We start from the raw sequence: 15,303 nt of genomic DNA, 5'->3' as shown, positions 1-15,303 counted from the left end.
CGCATCGGCTATATTGGCCTCATGTTCGAAGTGCTCGTGTTTGTCTACGAAAACTACTGGCGCGGCGATGCCTGCCCCGAACCCGAACAATTGGGGCGCAAGCTCAGCGCGCATGGCTTCGATCCCGAAGAGATCCACGATGCGCTGCAATGGCTCGACGGCCTGAGCCTGGCCACTCAGGGACTGCAGATCAAACGCCATGCGGGCGACAGCCACACCGCCACGGTCACGCTGAGCGGCCCCCCTGAAGCGGCGCTGCCGCAGTCGAGCGACGCAATGCGCGTCTATTCACAGGCCGAGCAGGAGCACCTCGGTGCCGAGTGCCTCGGCTTCATCCGCTTTCTCGAACTCTCGAAGCTGCTGCCCTGCGGCCTGCGCGAGATCGTGGTCGAGCGCGCGATGGCGGCGCCCGATGCGCCGGTCGCGCTCGACGACCTCAAGATCATCGTGCTGATGGTGCACTGGAGCACGGGCATCGAGCCCGACGCGCTGGTGCTCGACGAACTCTGCGAGAGCCGCGAAGGGCGCACGGCACACTGAGCGCCTAGTTCAGAAGTCGCTCCGGATTGGCGTCGAGCTTCGCGAGCGCCTCGCGCGTGGCGCGCGCGGTGAGCGTCTCGTCCTCGGCGGGCACCAGCAGCCCCGCCTGCAGGTAGCTGGCGAGACGGCCGGCCTGGATCAGGAAGCTGCGGCCGTCGGCCGAGGCGAACAGGTGCAGCTGCTTGCGCTCGCTGCGCCAGACGAACTGCACCTGGCTCACGCGGTCGTTGTGATCGAGCATGAACCAATTGCCCACCTCGAGCGCATGGGCCCATGCCAGCATGTCTTCGGAAGCGGCGCCGCCCGGCGCATCGGCCACCACCTCGATCGAGGCCGCGTCCATGCCCAGCAGCAGCTCGATGCTGTTCGCGTCGAGCGGCAGGTTCGAGGCGCCGCCATGGTCCTTCACGAAATCCTCCAGATGCGCCAAGCGCGCGGCCATGGCCTCGATCTTGGCGGCGGGGATCACCTCGGTCTTCGACAGGAAGGCATCGGACAGCGTGGCGCCGATGGCCTTGATGTGGGTTTCCTGCGGCTCGTCGATGATGCCGAGCAGGGTCATGCCGAGCCGCAGGCGCTGCAGCAGTTGCGGCAGGTCCTGTATCACGCGAGCGCGGTCGGCGCGGTTGGGCTTGGCGCTCGCGGCCCACACCAGGTCGGAGGCCACGCGCTTGAGCATCACGGTCTGCTCGCCCTGGGCGCCGTAGCGCAGCGCGGCAATCGCAAGCACCTCGGCCCAGACCTTGAACAGAAACTCGCGGATTTCATCGCGCACCGGCATGTCGTTGAGCATCTTGCGCAGCTCGATGGTGTACTGGATCGCCATCGTCTCCTTCTGCTCGACCTGCTGCGCCACGCTCATGACGCGCTGCGTGGTGTCGCTCTGCGTGAGATAACGGTTCAGGAAGGCCACGAACTCGTCGAACACCAGCTTGAAGACGCGCTGGCCGGTCTCGGGGTACTGCTCGATCACCTGCACCACGCGCTTGATCTCGCCTTCGAGCGCACTGCCCGAGATGGCGGCCGCGTCGAAGCCCATCACACAGGAACCCATGCGGTCGATCAGCATGCGCGCGGGATGCTGCAGGCTGCCGAAGAACTCGGGCTCGGCGATCGCCACGCGCAGCACCGGCATCTGCAGCCGCGCGAACCACACGCGCGCCGAGAACGGGATGCGCTCCTCGGACAGGATGGCCTGGAACATCAGCGCGACGATCTCCACCGTGGCCTTGTCGGCGGTGGTGGGCGCCTTCTTCTTGAGCTCGCTGCTGCGCCGCCGCAGGTCGACCGCGGTTTGCTGCAGCAGGGTGGCCTGGTGCTCTGCCGAAGCCGCCTGCATGTAGTGCGTGGCCGATGCGCGATAGGCCGCTTCGGCCTCGGCGACCATGCCAGCGAAGGTCTGCGCGCCCGCGCCGCCATTCGGGCCTGCGCCGGCATCCATGCCGGTCGTCGGCTGCAGGGGACGCGGGGCGGACAGGTCGGTTCCGATGCGCGCGGCAACGAAGCGCTTGAGGCTCAGCAGTGCCGTCTGGGCACGCTGCCGGGCGACCAGCAGCGGCGAGCCGCCGGTGGTCAGCGCAGGCGTGGACGGCGAAAAGACCCGCTGCGGGGGCGGCGGGGAAGCAGAAGAACCATTGAACGCGCCGTTCGGAGAACCGGGACCCGGGCCGCGGCCGGTCTGCGCTGCGCCCGACACCGAGGCCGGTCCGGTGGCACTGACGCCGCCGCCGCCACCGCCGGTGCGCCGGACAAAGCTCTTCAGGTCGATCTCCGGCATCACGCCCTGCGAGATCAGGAAGGCGTTGGCGTCCTCGTAGGCCTTGACGACCACGCCGACGAGCCGCTGCTGCACCGTGTCCTGCACGCGCGTCCAGAGCGCCCGGCTCAGCCCGGCCGCGAGCCACTGGTCCACCAGCAGCCTGGCCAGGGTCTCCGGCCGGAGCACATCGTTGGCGTTGAGCTCACCGGTGCCTTCGAGATGCTGGATGCGCAGCCGCAGGTCGCTGAGTTCGAAGCTGGCCTGCTCGTGGAGCATCTGCGCCAAGCGGGACGACAGGATGTTGCTTTCCATCGCATCGTCGCCCATGAGTTCGAGCCGCAGCTTCGGAGCCGATGGCACAGCAGCAGGAACCGCAGCGGCCGCCGCAGGCGCGCTCGCCGACCTGCGCCAGCCGGCCTGCGCGAGCGAGACCCATTGCGAGGCCTGCGCCTGGAACGCCAGGAAGTCGTCGCGGCGTTCCTGCATCAGCCGCGCGTTGCCGACCTCGGCGGCCTGCTGGGTCAGGCGGTCCCGGATCGCTTGCGCCAGCGGCGCCATGACGCCGCCGGTGGCGAGCACGAAACGCTCACGCGTCTCGCGTGCGAGCTGCAGGGAAGTGTCGGACCGCGCGATGCTCATTGGAGGGATCGGGAAGGCAGGAAGGCTCGGCGCTCAGGGCGTCACAAGCGAGAGCTTGCATCGGGAAAGCCGGCAGCACAAGGGTGCATCGCCTTCCCACGTCCTTGCCTTTGGGCCGGCCCGGTGCCTCAGACCACCGCACCGGCGTTCGGGTCGTCCTCCGAACCGCCGTCGCGCTTGGGCGGCGTGCCCTTGATGAGGTCCTCGCGCTTGACGCCGAGCCACATCGCGATCGCCGCCGCCACGAAGGCCGACGAATAGATGCCGAAGCAGATGCCGATCGTCAGCGCCAGCGAGAAATAGTGCAGCGTCGGGCCACCGAAGAAGAACATCGAGAGCACCACGAGCTGCGTCGAGCCGTGCGTGATGATGGTGCGGCTGATGGTCGAGGTGATCGCGTTGTCGATGATCTCGGTCGTGCCCATCTTGCGGTAGCGCCGGAAGTTCTCGCGCACCCGGTCGAAGATCACCACCGATTCGTTGACCGAATAGCCCAGCACCGCGAGCACCGCCGCGAGCACCGCGAGCGAGAACTCCCACTGGAAGAACGCGAAGAAGCCCAGGATGATGACCACGTCGTGCAGGTTGGCCAGCACGGTGGCCACGGCGAACTTCCATTCGAATCGGATCGCCAGGTAAATCATGATGCCCACCACCACCATGCCCAGGGCTTTGAGTCCGTTGGTGGTGAGTTCCTCGCCCACCTGCGGACCGACTACCTCCATGCCACGCTGGGTGGCCGACGGATCGACCGACTTGAGCGCTTCCATGACCTGCGCGCTCTGCTGGTCGGAGTTCATGCCCTTTTGCGCAGGCAGGCGGATCTGCACGTCGCGCGAAGTGCCGTAGCTCTGCACCTGGACTTCGGGGTAGCCCAGCTTGCTGACGGCTTCGCGGATCTTGCCGATGTCGGCCGACTGCTGGTAGGCGACCTCCATCACGGTGCCGCCCGTGAACTCGACCGACAGGTGCAGGCCGCGGTGGAACAGGAAGAACACCGCGAGCGCGAAGGTCACGAAGGAGATGATGTTCAGCACCAGCGCGTGGCGCATGAACGGGATGGTCTTGTGGATGCGGAAGAATTCCATGGCGCTTGTCCTTGACCTTTACTTGCCTTCAGCCACGGCCGTGCCGTCGGTCTTGGGCCGCCACACGGTACCGATCGACACCGTCTTGAGCTTCTTCTTCTGGCCGTACCAGAAGTTCACGAGGCCGCGCGAGAAGAACACGGCCGAGAACATCGAGGTGACGATGCCGATGCAGTGCACCACCGCGAAGCCGCGCACCGGGCCCGAGCCGAAGGCCAGCAGCGCGATGCCCGCGATCAGCGTGGTCACGTTCGAGTCGAGGATGGTGCCCCAGGCGCGGTCGTAGCCGGCGTGGATGGCCGCCTGCGGCGACGCGCCGTTGCGCAGCTCTTCGCGGATGCGCTCGTTGATCAGCACGTTGGAGTCGATGGCCACGCCGATGGCCAGCGCCATGGCCGCGATGCCGGGCAGCGTGAGCGTGGCCTGCAGCATCGAGAGAATGGCCACGAGCAGCAGCAGGTTGACGGCCAGCGCGATCGACGAGAACAGGCCGAACAGTGCGTAGTACAGGCACATGAAGACCATGATCGCGAGGAAGCCGTACATCACGCTCTTGAAGCCCTTCTCGATGTTGTCGGCGCCGAGTGTCGGGCCAATGGTGCGCTCCTGGATGATCTCCATCGGCGCAGCCAGCGAGCCGGCGCGCAGCAGCAGCGCGAGGTCGTTGGCCTCGCTCACCGTCATCGAGCCCGAGATCTGGAAGCGGGTGCCGAGCTCACCATTGATCGAAGGGGCGGTGAGCACTTCGCCCTTGCCCTTCTCGAAGATCAGCATGGCCATGCGCTTCTTGTAGTTCTCGCGGCTCACGTCGCGCATGATCCGGCCGCCCTTGGCGTCCATCGTCAGGTCGACCTTGGGCTGCTGGCTCTGCGAGTCGAAGCCGGGCTGCGCGTCGGTGAGGTTCTCGCCGGTGACGAGCACCTGCTTTTTCACGATGACCGGGCGGCCGTCGCGCTCGAAGAACTTCTCGGAGCCGAAGGGCACCGGTCCGCCGCTGAGTTCGGCGGCGCGGCCTTCGGCGCTCTCGTCCACCAGGCGCATCTCGAGCGTGGCGGTGCGGCCCAGGATGTCCTTGGCCTTGGCCGTATCCTGAACGCCGGGCAGCTGCACGACGATGCGGTCGAGGCCCTGCTGCTGGATCACCGGCTCGGCCACGCCGAGTTCATTGATCCGGTTGTGCAGCGTGGTGATGTTCTGCTTGAGCGCCGCATCCTGCTGGCGGCGCGCCGCCTCGGGCTTGATGGTCGCCACCAGGCGAAGGTTGCTGCCTTCGCCGCTGTCGACCGCCTCGAGGTCCTGGAACTGGTCCTGGATCAGCCGCCGGGCCGCATCGCGCGCCGCGGCGTCGCGGAACGAGATCTCGATGGCCTGGCCGTTGCGGCTCACCGAGGTGCCGCGGATGCCCTTGTCGCGGAACACGGTGCGCAGGTCGCCCGCGAAAGATTCTGCCTTCTTGTCGATGGCGCCCTTCATGTCGACCTGCAGCAGGAAGTCGACGCCGCCGCGCAGGTCGAGACCCAGGTACATCGGGAACGCATGCAGCGCCGTGAGCCATGCCGGCGAGCGCGAGACCAGGTTCAGCGCCACGATGTAGGCCGGATCGGCCGGGTCGGGCACCAGGGCGCGCTGGAGCACGTCGCGCGCCTTGAGCTGTTCGTCGGGCGTCGCGAAGCGCGCGCGCAGCGAGCCGCCTTCGAGCGTGAGCAGGTCGGGCGCGAGCCCGGCCGTCTTCAGCGCCTCCTCGACCCGGCCCTGGGTGGCCGCGTCGACCTTGACGGTCGACTTGGCCGCGGACACCTGCACAGCAGGCGCCTCGCCGAAGAAATTGGGCAGGGAATAGATCAACCCAACCAGCAGCACGACCACGATGATCGCGTACTTCCAGACCGGATATCGGTTCATGAGAGAGCGCTTTTCAGAAACAGGACACGGCGTGACTTGAGGCCCCGCACGACAAAGCGCAAGGCCCGGGCACCATCTTGTGGGCGATTACTGCTTGACCGCGCCCTTGGGCAGGACCTGCACCACGGCCGTGCGCTGGATCTTGATCTCGACGCCGTTCGCGATTTCGAGGCCCAGGTACTGGTCGCCGAGCGAGGTGATCTTGCCGAGCACGCCGCCGACCGTGGCCACTTCGTCGCCCTTGGCGAGCGCCTCGATCATGGCGCGGGCTTCCTTCTGGCGCTTCATCTGCGGGCGGATCATGACGAAGTACAGCACCACGAACATCAACACCAGCGGCAGCATGCTGCCCAGCGAAGACATCATGTCGCCGCCACCGGATGCAGCGGGCGCGGTTTGGGCAAAAGCAGAGGAAATGAACAAGGGAGTCTCCAGCAGAGAGATGGGTATGAGGAATGTCAGAAGCGCGGGTCGGGCCCGCGGTTCCGCGGCCCGGGAAAAAAGGCCGCGTTCAGAAGCCTGGAGCGGTGTTGCCGCGCTCAGCAGCGGGCATTGTATTCGTCGCAAAGGCCTGCGCCGCGCGCTTATCCGGCGCGCGGCGCAGGCCTTTGGTTCTAACGGCTGCTACCGATTCAATAGCAAAAGGGTGCCGGAAGACCTCCGGCACCCTCCGGACCGCGGCAATCAGGCAGCCGCGCGCTGCGCCGATTGCTGCTGCTGCGGATCGCGCCAGCGGGCCATCAGCTCGCTCCAGCGCACGCGCGCTGCCGCCAGGTTGCGCTCCTTCACGTGGCCGTAGCCGCGGATCTGCTCGGGCAGGCTGGCGATCTCGAGGGCGAGCGCATGGTTCTCGGCGCGCAGGCCGGCCAGCACTTCTTCGATGCTCGCGCGGTATTCGCCGATCAGTGCGCGTTCGGTGCGGCGCTCCTCGGTGCGTCCGAAGATGTCGAGCGCCGTGCCGCGCAGGCCCTTCAGGCGCGCGAGCACCCGGAACGCCGGCAGCATCCACGGGCCGAACTTCTGCTTCTGGAGTTGGCCCTTGGCGTTCTTCTTCGCGACGATCGGCGGCGCGAGGTGGTAGTTGAGCTTGAAGTCCTTGCCCATCTCGCCTTCGAACATGCCTTCGACGCGGCCGAGGAAGCTGCGGTCGGTGTGCAGGCGCGCCACCTCGTACTCGTCCTTGTAGGCCATCAGCTTGAACAGCTGGCGCGCCACGGCCTCGGCCAGCGCGGTCTTTCCGAGCGCCGACTCGGCCTGCTGCACTTTGCCGACGAACTGCCGGTAGGTATCGGCATAGGCGGCATTCTGGTAGCCGGCGAGGAACTCGACCCGGCGCGCCACCAGGCTGTCGAGCGTTTCGCGCTTCTTGAACTCGATGACCTGGCCCGGGCGCACGCGCTTTTGCAGTTCGTCGGGGTTGGCCGCGGCCTGGCGGCCCCAGGCGAACGCGGCCTTGTTGTTCTCGATCGCCACGGCGTTGAGCTCGATCGCACGCATCAGCGATTCGTGCGCCAGCGGGATCCAGCCCTTCTGCCAGGCGTAGCCCAGCAGCATCGGGTTGGCATAGAGGCTGTCGCCCATCAGCGTGGTGGCTGCGGCATCGGCATCGAACGCGCCGACCGCGTCGGCACCCACGACCTTTGCGATGTCGCCCGCGCAGTCGTCCTGCGGATTGACCCAGTTGGCGTTGCGCACGAAGGCCGCGGTCGGCGTGCCGTGCGCATTGAGCGCCACGTGCGTGCGGCCTTCGCGCATGCGCGCCAGGGTTTCGGGATTGACCGCCACCAGCGGATCGGCCGCGAGGATCAGGTCGGCCGCGGCGGTGCCGACGCGCGTGGTGCGGATCGCCTCCTGCGTGTCGCCGATCAGCGCGTGGCTCCAGGTGGCGCCGCCCTTCTGCGCGAGGCCGGCCGCATCCTGCGTAACGATGCCCTTGCCCTCGATGTGCGCCGCCATGCCGAGCAGCTGGCCGATGGTGATGACGCCCGTGCCGCCGACGCCGGCCACGACGATGCCCCAGACCTGTCCGGGCGCCAGCGCAGGCACGGCCGGCTCGGCCAGCGGGCCGAGTTCGAGCGGCGATGCCGCCTTGTCCTTGGCCTTCTTCTTGAGTTGGCTGCCTTCGACGGTCACGAAGCTCGGGCAGAAGCCCTTGAGGCAGCTCATGTCCTTGTTGCAGGTGCTCTGGTTGATCGCGCGCTTGCGACCGAATTCGGTCTCGAGCGGCTCGACCGACAGGCAGTTGCTCTGCACGCTGCAGTCGCCGCAGCCTTCGCAGACCAACTCGTTGATGACGACACGCTTCGCCGGATCGACGGCCGTGCCGCGCTTGCGGCGGCGGCGCTTCTCGGTGGCGCAGGTCTGGTCGTAGATGATGGCCGTGGTGCCCGCCATCTCGCGGAACTCGCGCTGGATCTCGTCGAGGTCGTCGCGGTGGCGCACCTTCACGTCCTGGCCGGGGATGTTCACGCCCTCGTACTTCTCGGGCTCGTCGGTGACGACCACCACCTTCTTGGCGCCCTCGGCATGCAGGCTCTCGGCGATCTGCAGCACCGAGTGGCCCTCGGGCCGCTCGCCGACCTGCTGGCCGCCGGTCATGGCGACCGCGTCGTTGTAGAGGATCTTGTAGGTGATGTTCACGCCCGCAGCGATGCTCTGGCGGATCGCGAGCAGGCCGCTGTGGAAGTAGGTGCCGTCGCCCAGGTTGGCGAAGATGTGCTGGTCGGTCGTGAAGGGCTGCTGGCCGACCCACGGCACGCCCTCGCCGCCCATCTGCGTGAAGCCGATGGTGGAGCGGTCCATCCAGGTGGCCATGAAGTGGCAGCCGATGCCGGCCATGGCGCGCGAACCTTCGGGCACCACGGTGCTGGTGTTGTGCGGGCAGCCCGAGCAGAACCACGGCTGGCGGTCGGCGCCCTGCACGCCGCCCACCTTGAGCACTTCCATCGAGCGCTCCTTGGCCTCGAGGATCGCCATCTGCGCGTCGATGCGCGCGCGCATGTCGGCGCCCGCATGGTCGAGGATGCCGAGCTTGCGCAGCCGCTGCGCGATGGCCTTGGCGATCAGCGCCGGGTTCAGGTCGGCATTGGCGCGCAGCAGCGTGTTGGCCGTCGGGTTGGGCATGGCCCATTCGCCGCCCGAGAAATCGCCGTCGAGCTCGTTGAACTTGCCGAGCACGTTGGGGCGCACGTCGGCGCGCCAGTTGTAAAGCTCTTCCTTGAGCTGGTATTCGATGACCTGGCGCTTCTCCTCGACCACCAGGATCTCCTGCAGGCCGGTGGCGAACTCGCGCGTGAGCTGCGCCTCGAGCGGCCACACCACGCCCACCTTGTGCAGACGGATGCCGAGCTGGCGGCAGGTGGCGTCGTCCAGGCCCAGGTCGATCAGGGCCTGGCGGGTGTCGTTGTAGGCCTTGCCGCTGGCCATGATGCCGAAGCGGTCGTTCGGGCCTTCGATCACGTTGTGGTTCAGGCGGTTGGCGCGGATGTACGCGAGCGCGGCATACCACTTGTAGTGCATCAGCCGGGCTTCCTGCTCCAGCGCATGGTCGGGCCAGCGGATGTGCAGCCCGCCGGGCGGCATCTCGAAGTCGGTCGGCACCACGATCTCGACGCGGTCCGGGTCGATCATGGCGGTGGCGCTCGACTCGACGATCTCCTGGATCGTCTTCATGCCCGACCACACGCCCGAGAAGCGGCTCAGCGCGAAGGCGTGGATGCCCAGGTCGAGGATCTCCTGCACGTTGGCCGGAAAGAACACCGGCGTGCCGCAGGCCTTGAAGATGTGATCGCTCTGGTGCGCCGCCGTGCTGCTCTTGGAGATGTGGTCGTCGCCCGCCACCGCGATCACGCCGCCGAATTCGGTGGTGCCCGCCATGTTGGCGTGCTTGAAGACGTCGGAGCAGCGGTCCACGCCCGGGCCCTTGCCGTACCAGATGCCGAAGACGCCGTCGAACTTGTTGGTGCCCGCGGGCGAAAAGCCCAGTTGCTGGGTGCCCCAAAGCGCCGTGGCGGCGAGCTCTTCGTTCACGCCGGGCTGAAACACGATGTTCTGTTCCTTCAGGAACTTGCTGGCCTTCCAGAGCGCCTGGTCGTAGCCGCCGAGCGGCGAGCCGCGGTAGCCGCTGATGAAGCCGGCGGTGTTCTTGCCGACCTGCTTGTCGCGCAGGCGCTGCAGCATCGGCAGCTTGACCAGGGCCTGCACGCCGCTCATGAACGCGCGGCCGTAGTCCAGGGAGTACTTGTCGTCGAGCGTGACGGTTTCCAGCGCGCGGCGAATGTGTTCGGGCAGCGGGGCGTTCATGTGTCTGTCTCCGTATGGCAGGGCTTTGTGGGCCTGGCTTGGGGTGTGGGTCTGTGCCCGGGTCGGGCGCGAGCCCATGATCACGCAAAGTGTATGCCGGGGTTCGCGACAGGTGTTTGCGTTCTTGGCCCCGGAAATCCGGGTTCCAGAAAGAATCTTGCTTAAAATTCTGTCCAATGGAAAGAATTGATAAGTTCGACCTTGCAATCCTGCAAGAACTGCAGGCCGACGGCCGCCTCACCAACGCCGAGCTTGCGCAGCGCGTGGGCCTCTCGGCCGCACCGTGCTGGCGCCGCGTGCGCGCGCTGGAGGAGGCCGGCTTCATCAAGGGCTATCACGCCGAGATCGACCGCCACAAGATCGGGCTCGGCGTGCTCGCTTTCGTGCGCGTCGACACCGAGAGGGTCACGCTGGACGCCACCCGCAAGCTCGAGGAGGCGATCCGCCGCCTGCCCGAGGTGGTGGCCTGTCACTACATCAGCGGCACCGGCACCTTCGAACTGCAGGTAGTGGCGCAGGACCTCGACAGCTTCTCGGCCTTTGCGCGCCAGCACCTGATGAACCTGCCCAACGTGAAGGACCTGCACACCAGCTTCTCGCTCGGTGAGGTCAAGGCCAGCAGCGCCTGGCCGCTCGGGCATCTGGCGCGCTGACCGGGCGCGGGCAGGGCGCCCGGCACAATCGGGGCACATGCCACCCATTTCTCCCGAAGAAACGCCTGTCTCCGCCGTCCAGCCGCGCCCGCCCAAGATGACGGCGCTGGAGCCGCTCCGGCTGCCGGTGTTCCGCATGCTCTGGAGCACCTGGCTGATCGCCAACATCTGCATGTGGATGAACGACGTGGCGGCGGCGTGGCTCATGACCTCGCTGACCAGCTCGCCGATCTGGGTGGCGCTGGTCCAGTCGGCCTCCACGCTGCCGGTGTTCCTGCTGGGCCTGCCGAGCGGCGCGCTGGCCGACATCCTCGACCGGCGGCGCTGGCTGGTCGCCACCCAGTTCTGGCTTGCGGGCACCGCGATCGTGCTGTGCGTGGCCATTTCGCTCGACGTGATGACCGCGCCGCTGCTGCTGGCGCTGACCTTCGCCAACGGCATCGGCCTGGCGCTGCGCTGGCCCGTGTTCTCGGCCATCGTGCCCGAGCTGGTGCCGCGGCCGCAGTTGCCGGCCGCGCTCGGGCTGAACGGCATCGCGATGAACGCCTCGCGCATCATCGGCCCGCTCACGGCCGGCATGCTGATCGCGAGCGCGGGCAGCGTCTGGGTGTTCGCGCTCAATGCGGTGCTGTCGGTGGCCTCGGGCTTCGTGGTGCTGCGCTGGCGGCGCGAGCACACGCCCAACCCGCTGGGCCGCGAGCGGCTCATCAGCGCCATGCGCGTGGGCGTGCAGTTCGTCTGGCAGTCGCAGCGCATGCGCGCGGTGCTCACGCGCATCACCATCTTCTTCTTCCACTCGACCGCGCTGCTCGCGCTGCTGCCGCTGCTGGCGCGCAACCTCAAGGGCGGCGGTGCCGGCACCTTCACCCTGCTGCTGGCCGCGATGGGCGCGGGCGCGATCATCGCCGTGCTGTTCCTGCCGCGGCTGCGCCAGGCGCTGGGCCGCGACCAGCTCGTGCTGCGCGGCACGCTGCTGCAGTCGGCCGCCACCGCGGTGATGGCCTTCGCGCCCAATGCGTGGGTCGCCGTGCCGGCCATGTTCTTCGGCGGCATGGCCTGGATCACGGTGGCGAATTCACTCTCGGTGTCGGCGCAGCTGGCGCTGCCCGACTGGGTGCGCGCGCGCGGCATGTCGACCTACCAGATGGCGATCATGGGCGCGAGCGCGATCGGCGCGGCGCTCTGGGGCCAGGTGGCCACGGTCAGCGACCTGCGCACCAGCCTGGAGATCGCCGCGGTGAGCGGCACGCTGGTGATGCTGGCCGCGCTGCGCTGGGTGACCGACGTCTCGGGCGAGGAGGCCGACATGAGCCCGGCGCGCGCCGGCTGGGTGGCGGGCCCGCCGGCCGAAAGGCCCGAGGAAAGCGGGCGCGTGATCATCACCATCGAATACATCATCGACCCGGCACGCGCGGCCGCCTTCCACCTCGTGATGCAGCAGACCCGGCGCGCCCGGCTCGGCCAGGGCGCGATCGGCTGGGAGCTGCTGCACGACATCGCCGAGCCGGGGCGCTATCTCGAGCAGATCGTGGACGAAAGCTGGACCGACCACCTGCGCCGCTTCACGCGCGCCACGGCGGCCGACATGGCGCTGCGCGAACGGCGGCTGGCGTTCCACATCGGCGAATCGCCGCCCGCCGTGACCCGGTACGTGGTGCGGCGCTGAAATTTGACCGGTCGGTCTGCTTTGGCTGCCCGCCGCGCGCGCCCGTCGGGTAAATACCGATCTACGTTTTTTTGACCGATCGGACAATTTAGCCCATCATCACGCTCGTTCGACTACGAGGACCGCCACGATGAAATCCGCCCCCCTGCGCAGCCGCTTCTGGTCGGACCTGACCAGCGAAGAATTCTCCCGCCTCGACCGCGAGCGGCTCATCGCCGTGCTGCCGGTCGGCGCCACCGAGCAGCACGGTCCGCACCTGCCGATGTCGACCGACACCGCCACCATCGACGGCATGGTCCACGCCACGCTGCCGCACCTGCCCGACGACCTGCCCGTGCTCTTTTTGCCGACCGTGGCCTACGGCAAGAGCAACGAGCATTCGCGCTATACGGGCACGCTGACGGTGTCGGCCACGACGCTGATCTCGCTCTGGACCGACATCGGCGCCTGCGTGGCCCGTGCCGGCGTGCGCAAGCTGGTGCTCTACAACAGCCACGGCGGCCAGATGAGCGTGATGGACATCGTGGCGCGCGACCTGCGCGAGGCGCACGGCATGATGGTCGTGGCCGCCAACTGGTACACGCTGGGCCTGCCCGAAGGCCTGTTCACCGCGCACGAGGGGCGCCACGGCATCCATGCCGGCGACCTCGAGAGCTCGGTCATGCTGCACCTCACGCCCGACCATGTGCAGAAGGACCGGTTCCAGAACTTCCATTCGATGACCGAGGACCTCGCGGCCGAGAACAAGTACCTGTCGATCACGCCCAGCGGCAAGCTCGGCTGGCAGATGCACGACATCAACCCCGCGGGCGCCGCCGGCGACGCCACCCGCGCCACCGCCGAGAAGGGCGCCGCGGTGCTCGACCATGTCGGCCGACGCTTCGTCGACCTGCTGCACGAGGTCGACCGCTTCCCGCTCTCGCGCCTCGACAACCAGCCCGCATGGCAATGACCCCCAGCACCCCGCCCGACGACACCACGACCACCGCCACGCCGCTGGTGCGCCTGCGCCAGGTCGGCAAGCGCTTTGCCAACGGCACGCTCGCGCTCGAGGGCATGACGCTCGACATCGGCGAGCACGACTTCGTCAGCTTCCTCGGCCCCTCGGGCTGCGGCAAGAGCACCGCGCTGCGGCTGATCGCCGGCCTCACCCGGCTCAGCGCGGGCGAGATCCAGTGGTCGGGCGCCAACAGCGGCGTGGCCAAGCACAGCCGCAGCGACCGCGACCTCGGCTTCGTGTTCCAGGAACCCACGCTCATGCCCTGGGCCAAGGTGTTCGACAACGTGTGGCTGCCGCTCAAGCTCGCGGGCACCTCGCGCGACGCGGCGGCGCCCGTGGTCGAGCAGGCGCTCGAGATGGTCGGGCTCTCGCGCTTTGCGGGCGTCTACCCGCGCGAACTGTCGGGCGGCATGAAGATGCGCGTGTCGATCGCGCGTGCGCTGGTCACCCATCCGCGCCTGCTGCTCATGGACGAGCCCTTTGCCGCGCTCGACGAGATGACGCGCATCAAGCTCAACAACGACCTGCTCGCGATCTGGCGCGAGCACCGCTTCTCGGTGGTGTTCGTCACGCACAGCGTCTACGAGTCGGTGTACCTGTCGAACCGCATCGTGGTGATGGCCGCGCGTCCGGGCCGCGTGATCGACGAGATCCGCATCGACGAGCCCTATCCGCGCGGCGAAGACTTCCGCACCTCGAGCCGCTACAACGCGCACTGCACCGCCGTGTCGCAGTCGCTGCATGGAGCATTGCATGACGTCGATCACTGAACGCCCCGCCGCCGGTGCTGCCGCCGTCGCCGAGGCCGCCGCGCCCTCCGCCGAACTGCTGCGCGCCCACGAAGACCGTGCCCGGCGGCGCGAGTCGATGCTGCGCATCGCCGTGCCCGCGGCGGTGGTCGCCGTGCTGTTGCTGCTGTGGGAATGGATGGTGCGCGCCAACGGCATTCCGCACTACATCCTCCCTTCGCCCTCGCTGATCCTCTCCACGCTGTTCGACAACTGGGGGTCGCTGTCGAGTGCGCTGTGGTTCACCGTGCGGCTGACGCTCTTGGCGCTCGCGGCGGCCATCGTCGGCGGCGTGGCGCTGGCGATCGCGTTCGCGCTCTTCAAGTGGGTCGAGGTGGGCCTGTTCCCGATCGCAGTGATCCTGCAGGTGACGCCGATCATCGCCATCGCGCCGCTGATCCTGATCTATGTCTCGAACACCACCGCGGCGCTGCTGCTGTGCGCCTGGATCGTGGCCTTCTTCCCGATCCTGTCGAACACCGTGGTCGGCCTGAAAAGCGCCGACAGCAACCTGCGCGACCTGTTCCAGCTCTACAAGGCGTCGCCGTGGCAGACCTTCCGCTACCTGCTCGCGCCGAGCGCGCTGCCGTACTTCATGGCGGGCCTGAAGATCGCGGGCGGGCTGGCCCTGATCGGCGCGGTGGTGGCCGAGTTCACGGCCGGCACGGCCGGCAAGGAGACCGGCCTGGCATCGCGCATCCTCGAGTCGAGCTTTCGCACCGAGATCCCGATGATGTTCGCGGCGCTGTTGCTGGTGTCGCTGCTGGGCATCGTCATCTTCATCGTGTTCGCGGCACTGTCGCGGCTCGTTCTCGGCCACTGGCATGAAAGCGAGATGCGCCGTGAAAGGTAGGCTCGCCCCCAGTCTTCGCGCACTTCGTGTCGCTACGCCAACCCCCTACCGGGGGCAACACCAGCGGCCCGGCAAAGCCGGTTCCGCGGTGTTCCACGGCAGTGCGATGCCGG

Annotated in this window: 11 protein-coding genes; 6 read left to right on the top strand and 5 right to left on the bottom strand. The window is 67.8% G+C overall.

What is annotated here, in order from left to right; translation table 11 throughout:
- Window positions 1-21 precede the first annotated feature (21 nt).
- A complete protein-coding gene (locus AC3A6G_RS19090) occupies window positions 22-540 on the top strand; it encodes a Smg family protein (RefSeq protein WP_487860908.1) in 519 nt (172 codons plus the stop codon).
- 4 nt (window positions 541-544) lie between these two features.
- Here the strand turns inward: AC3A6G_RS19090 and AC3A6G_RS19085 are convergent, their stop codons facing one another.
- From AC3A6G_RS19085 to AC3A6G_RS19065, 5 genes are all read right to left on the bottom strand, one after another.
- Complete coding sequence (locus tag AC3A6G_RS19085) at window positions 545-2,938, bottom strand: DUF1631 family protein (protein ID WP_487874343.1); 2,394 nt, start codon at window positions 2,936-2,938, stop codon at window positions 545-547.
- Between the two features lie 128 nt (window positions 2,939-3,066).
- Window positions 3,067-4,026 (bottom strand): protein translocase subunit SecF, encoded by a 960-nt coding sequence (secF, locus tag AC3A6G_RS19080; RefSeq protein WP_487860906.1) that lies wholly within the window; start codon window positions 4,024-4,026, stop codon window positions 3,067-3,069.
- An 18-nt stretch (window positions 4,027-4,044) separates the two neighbouring features.
- Window positions 4,045-5,928: a protein translocase subunit SecD gene (secD, locus tag AC3A6G_RS19075; protein ID WP_487860905.1), complete on the bottom strand. Its 1,884-nt coding sequence runs from the start codon at window positions 5,926-5,928 to the stop codon at window positions 4,045-4,047.
- An 87-nt stretch (window positions 5,929-6,015) separates the two neighbouring features.
- Entirely contained in the window at window positions 6,016-6,351 is a 336-nt protein-coding gene (gene yajC, locus AC3A6G_RS19070) for a preprotein translocase subunit YajC (RefSeq protein WP_487860904.1), read from the bottom strand.
- A 261-nt stretch (window positions 6,352-6,612) separates the two neighbouring features.
- On the bottom strand, window positions 6,613-10,230 hold the full coding sequence (locus tag AC3A6G_RS19065) for an indolepyruvate ferredoxin oxidoreductase family protein (RefSeq protein ID WP_487874342.1): 3,618 nt from the start codon (window positions 10,228-10,230) through the stop codon (window positions 6,613-6,615).
- A gap of 176 nt (window positions 10,231-10,406) precedes the next feature.
- Between AC3A6G_RS19065 and AC3A6G_RS19060 the strand changes: the two genes are divergently transcribed.
- The 5 genes from AC3A6G_RS19060 (at window position 10,407) to AC3A6G_RS19040 (ending at window position 15,190) form a co-directional block, all read left to right on the top strand.
- Window positions 10,407-10,883, top strand: a complete 477-nt coding sequence (locus tag AC3A6G_RS19060) for an Lrp/AsnC family transcriptional regulator (protein WP_487860902.1) — start codon at window positions 10,407-10,409, stop codon at window positions 10,881-10,883.
- 37 nt (window positions 10,884-10,920) lie between these two features.
- A complete protein-coding gene (locus AC3A6G_RS19055) occupies window positions 10,921-12,549 on the top strand; it encodes an MFS transporter (RefSeq protein WP_487874341.1) in 1,629 nt (542 codons plus the stop codon).
- A 130-nt stretch (window positions 12,550-12,679) separates the two neighbouring features.
- On the top strand, window positions 12,680-13,501 hold the full coding sequence (locus AC3A6G_RS19050) for a creatininase family protein (protein ID WP_487874340.1): 822 nt from the start codon (window positions 12,680-12,682) through the stop codon (window positions 13,499-13,501).
- A complete protein-coding gene (locus AC3A6G_RS19045; RefSeq protein ID WP_487860899.1) occupies window positions 13,492-14,319 on the top strand; it encodes an ABC transporter ATP-binding protein in 828 nt (275 codons plus the stop codon). The genes AC3A6G_RS19050 and AC3A6G_RS19045 overlap by 10 nt, the downstream gene beginning before the upstream one ends.
- On the top strand, window positions 14,303-15,190 hold the full coding sequence (locus tag AC3A6G_RS19040; protein ID WP_487874339.1) for an ABC transporter permease: 888 nt from the start codon (window positions 14,303-14,305) through the stop codon (window positions 15,188-15,190). The genes AC3A6G_RS19045 and AC3A6G_RS19040 overlap by 17 nt, the downstream gene beginning before the upstream one ends.
- Window positions 15,191-15,303 lie beyond the last annotated feature (113 nt).

It is taken from the genome of Variovorax sp. Soil_C_26 (assembly GCF_057657075.1).
This window is presented reverse-complemented; position numbering and strand designations above follow the sequence as displayed.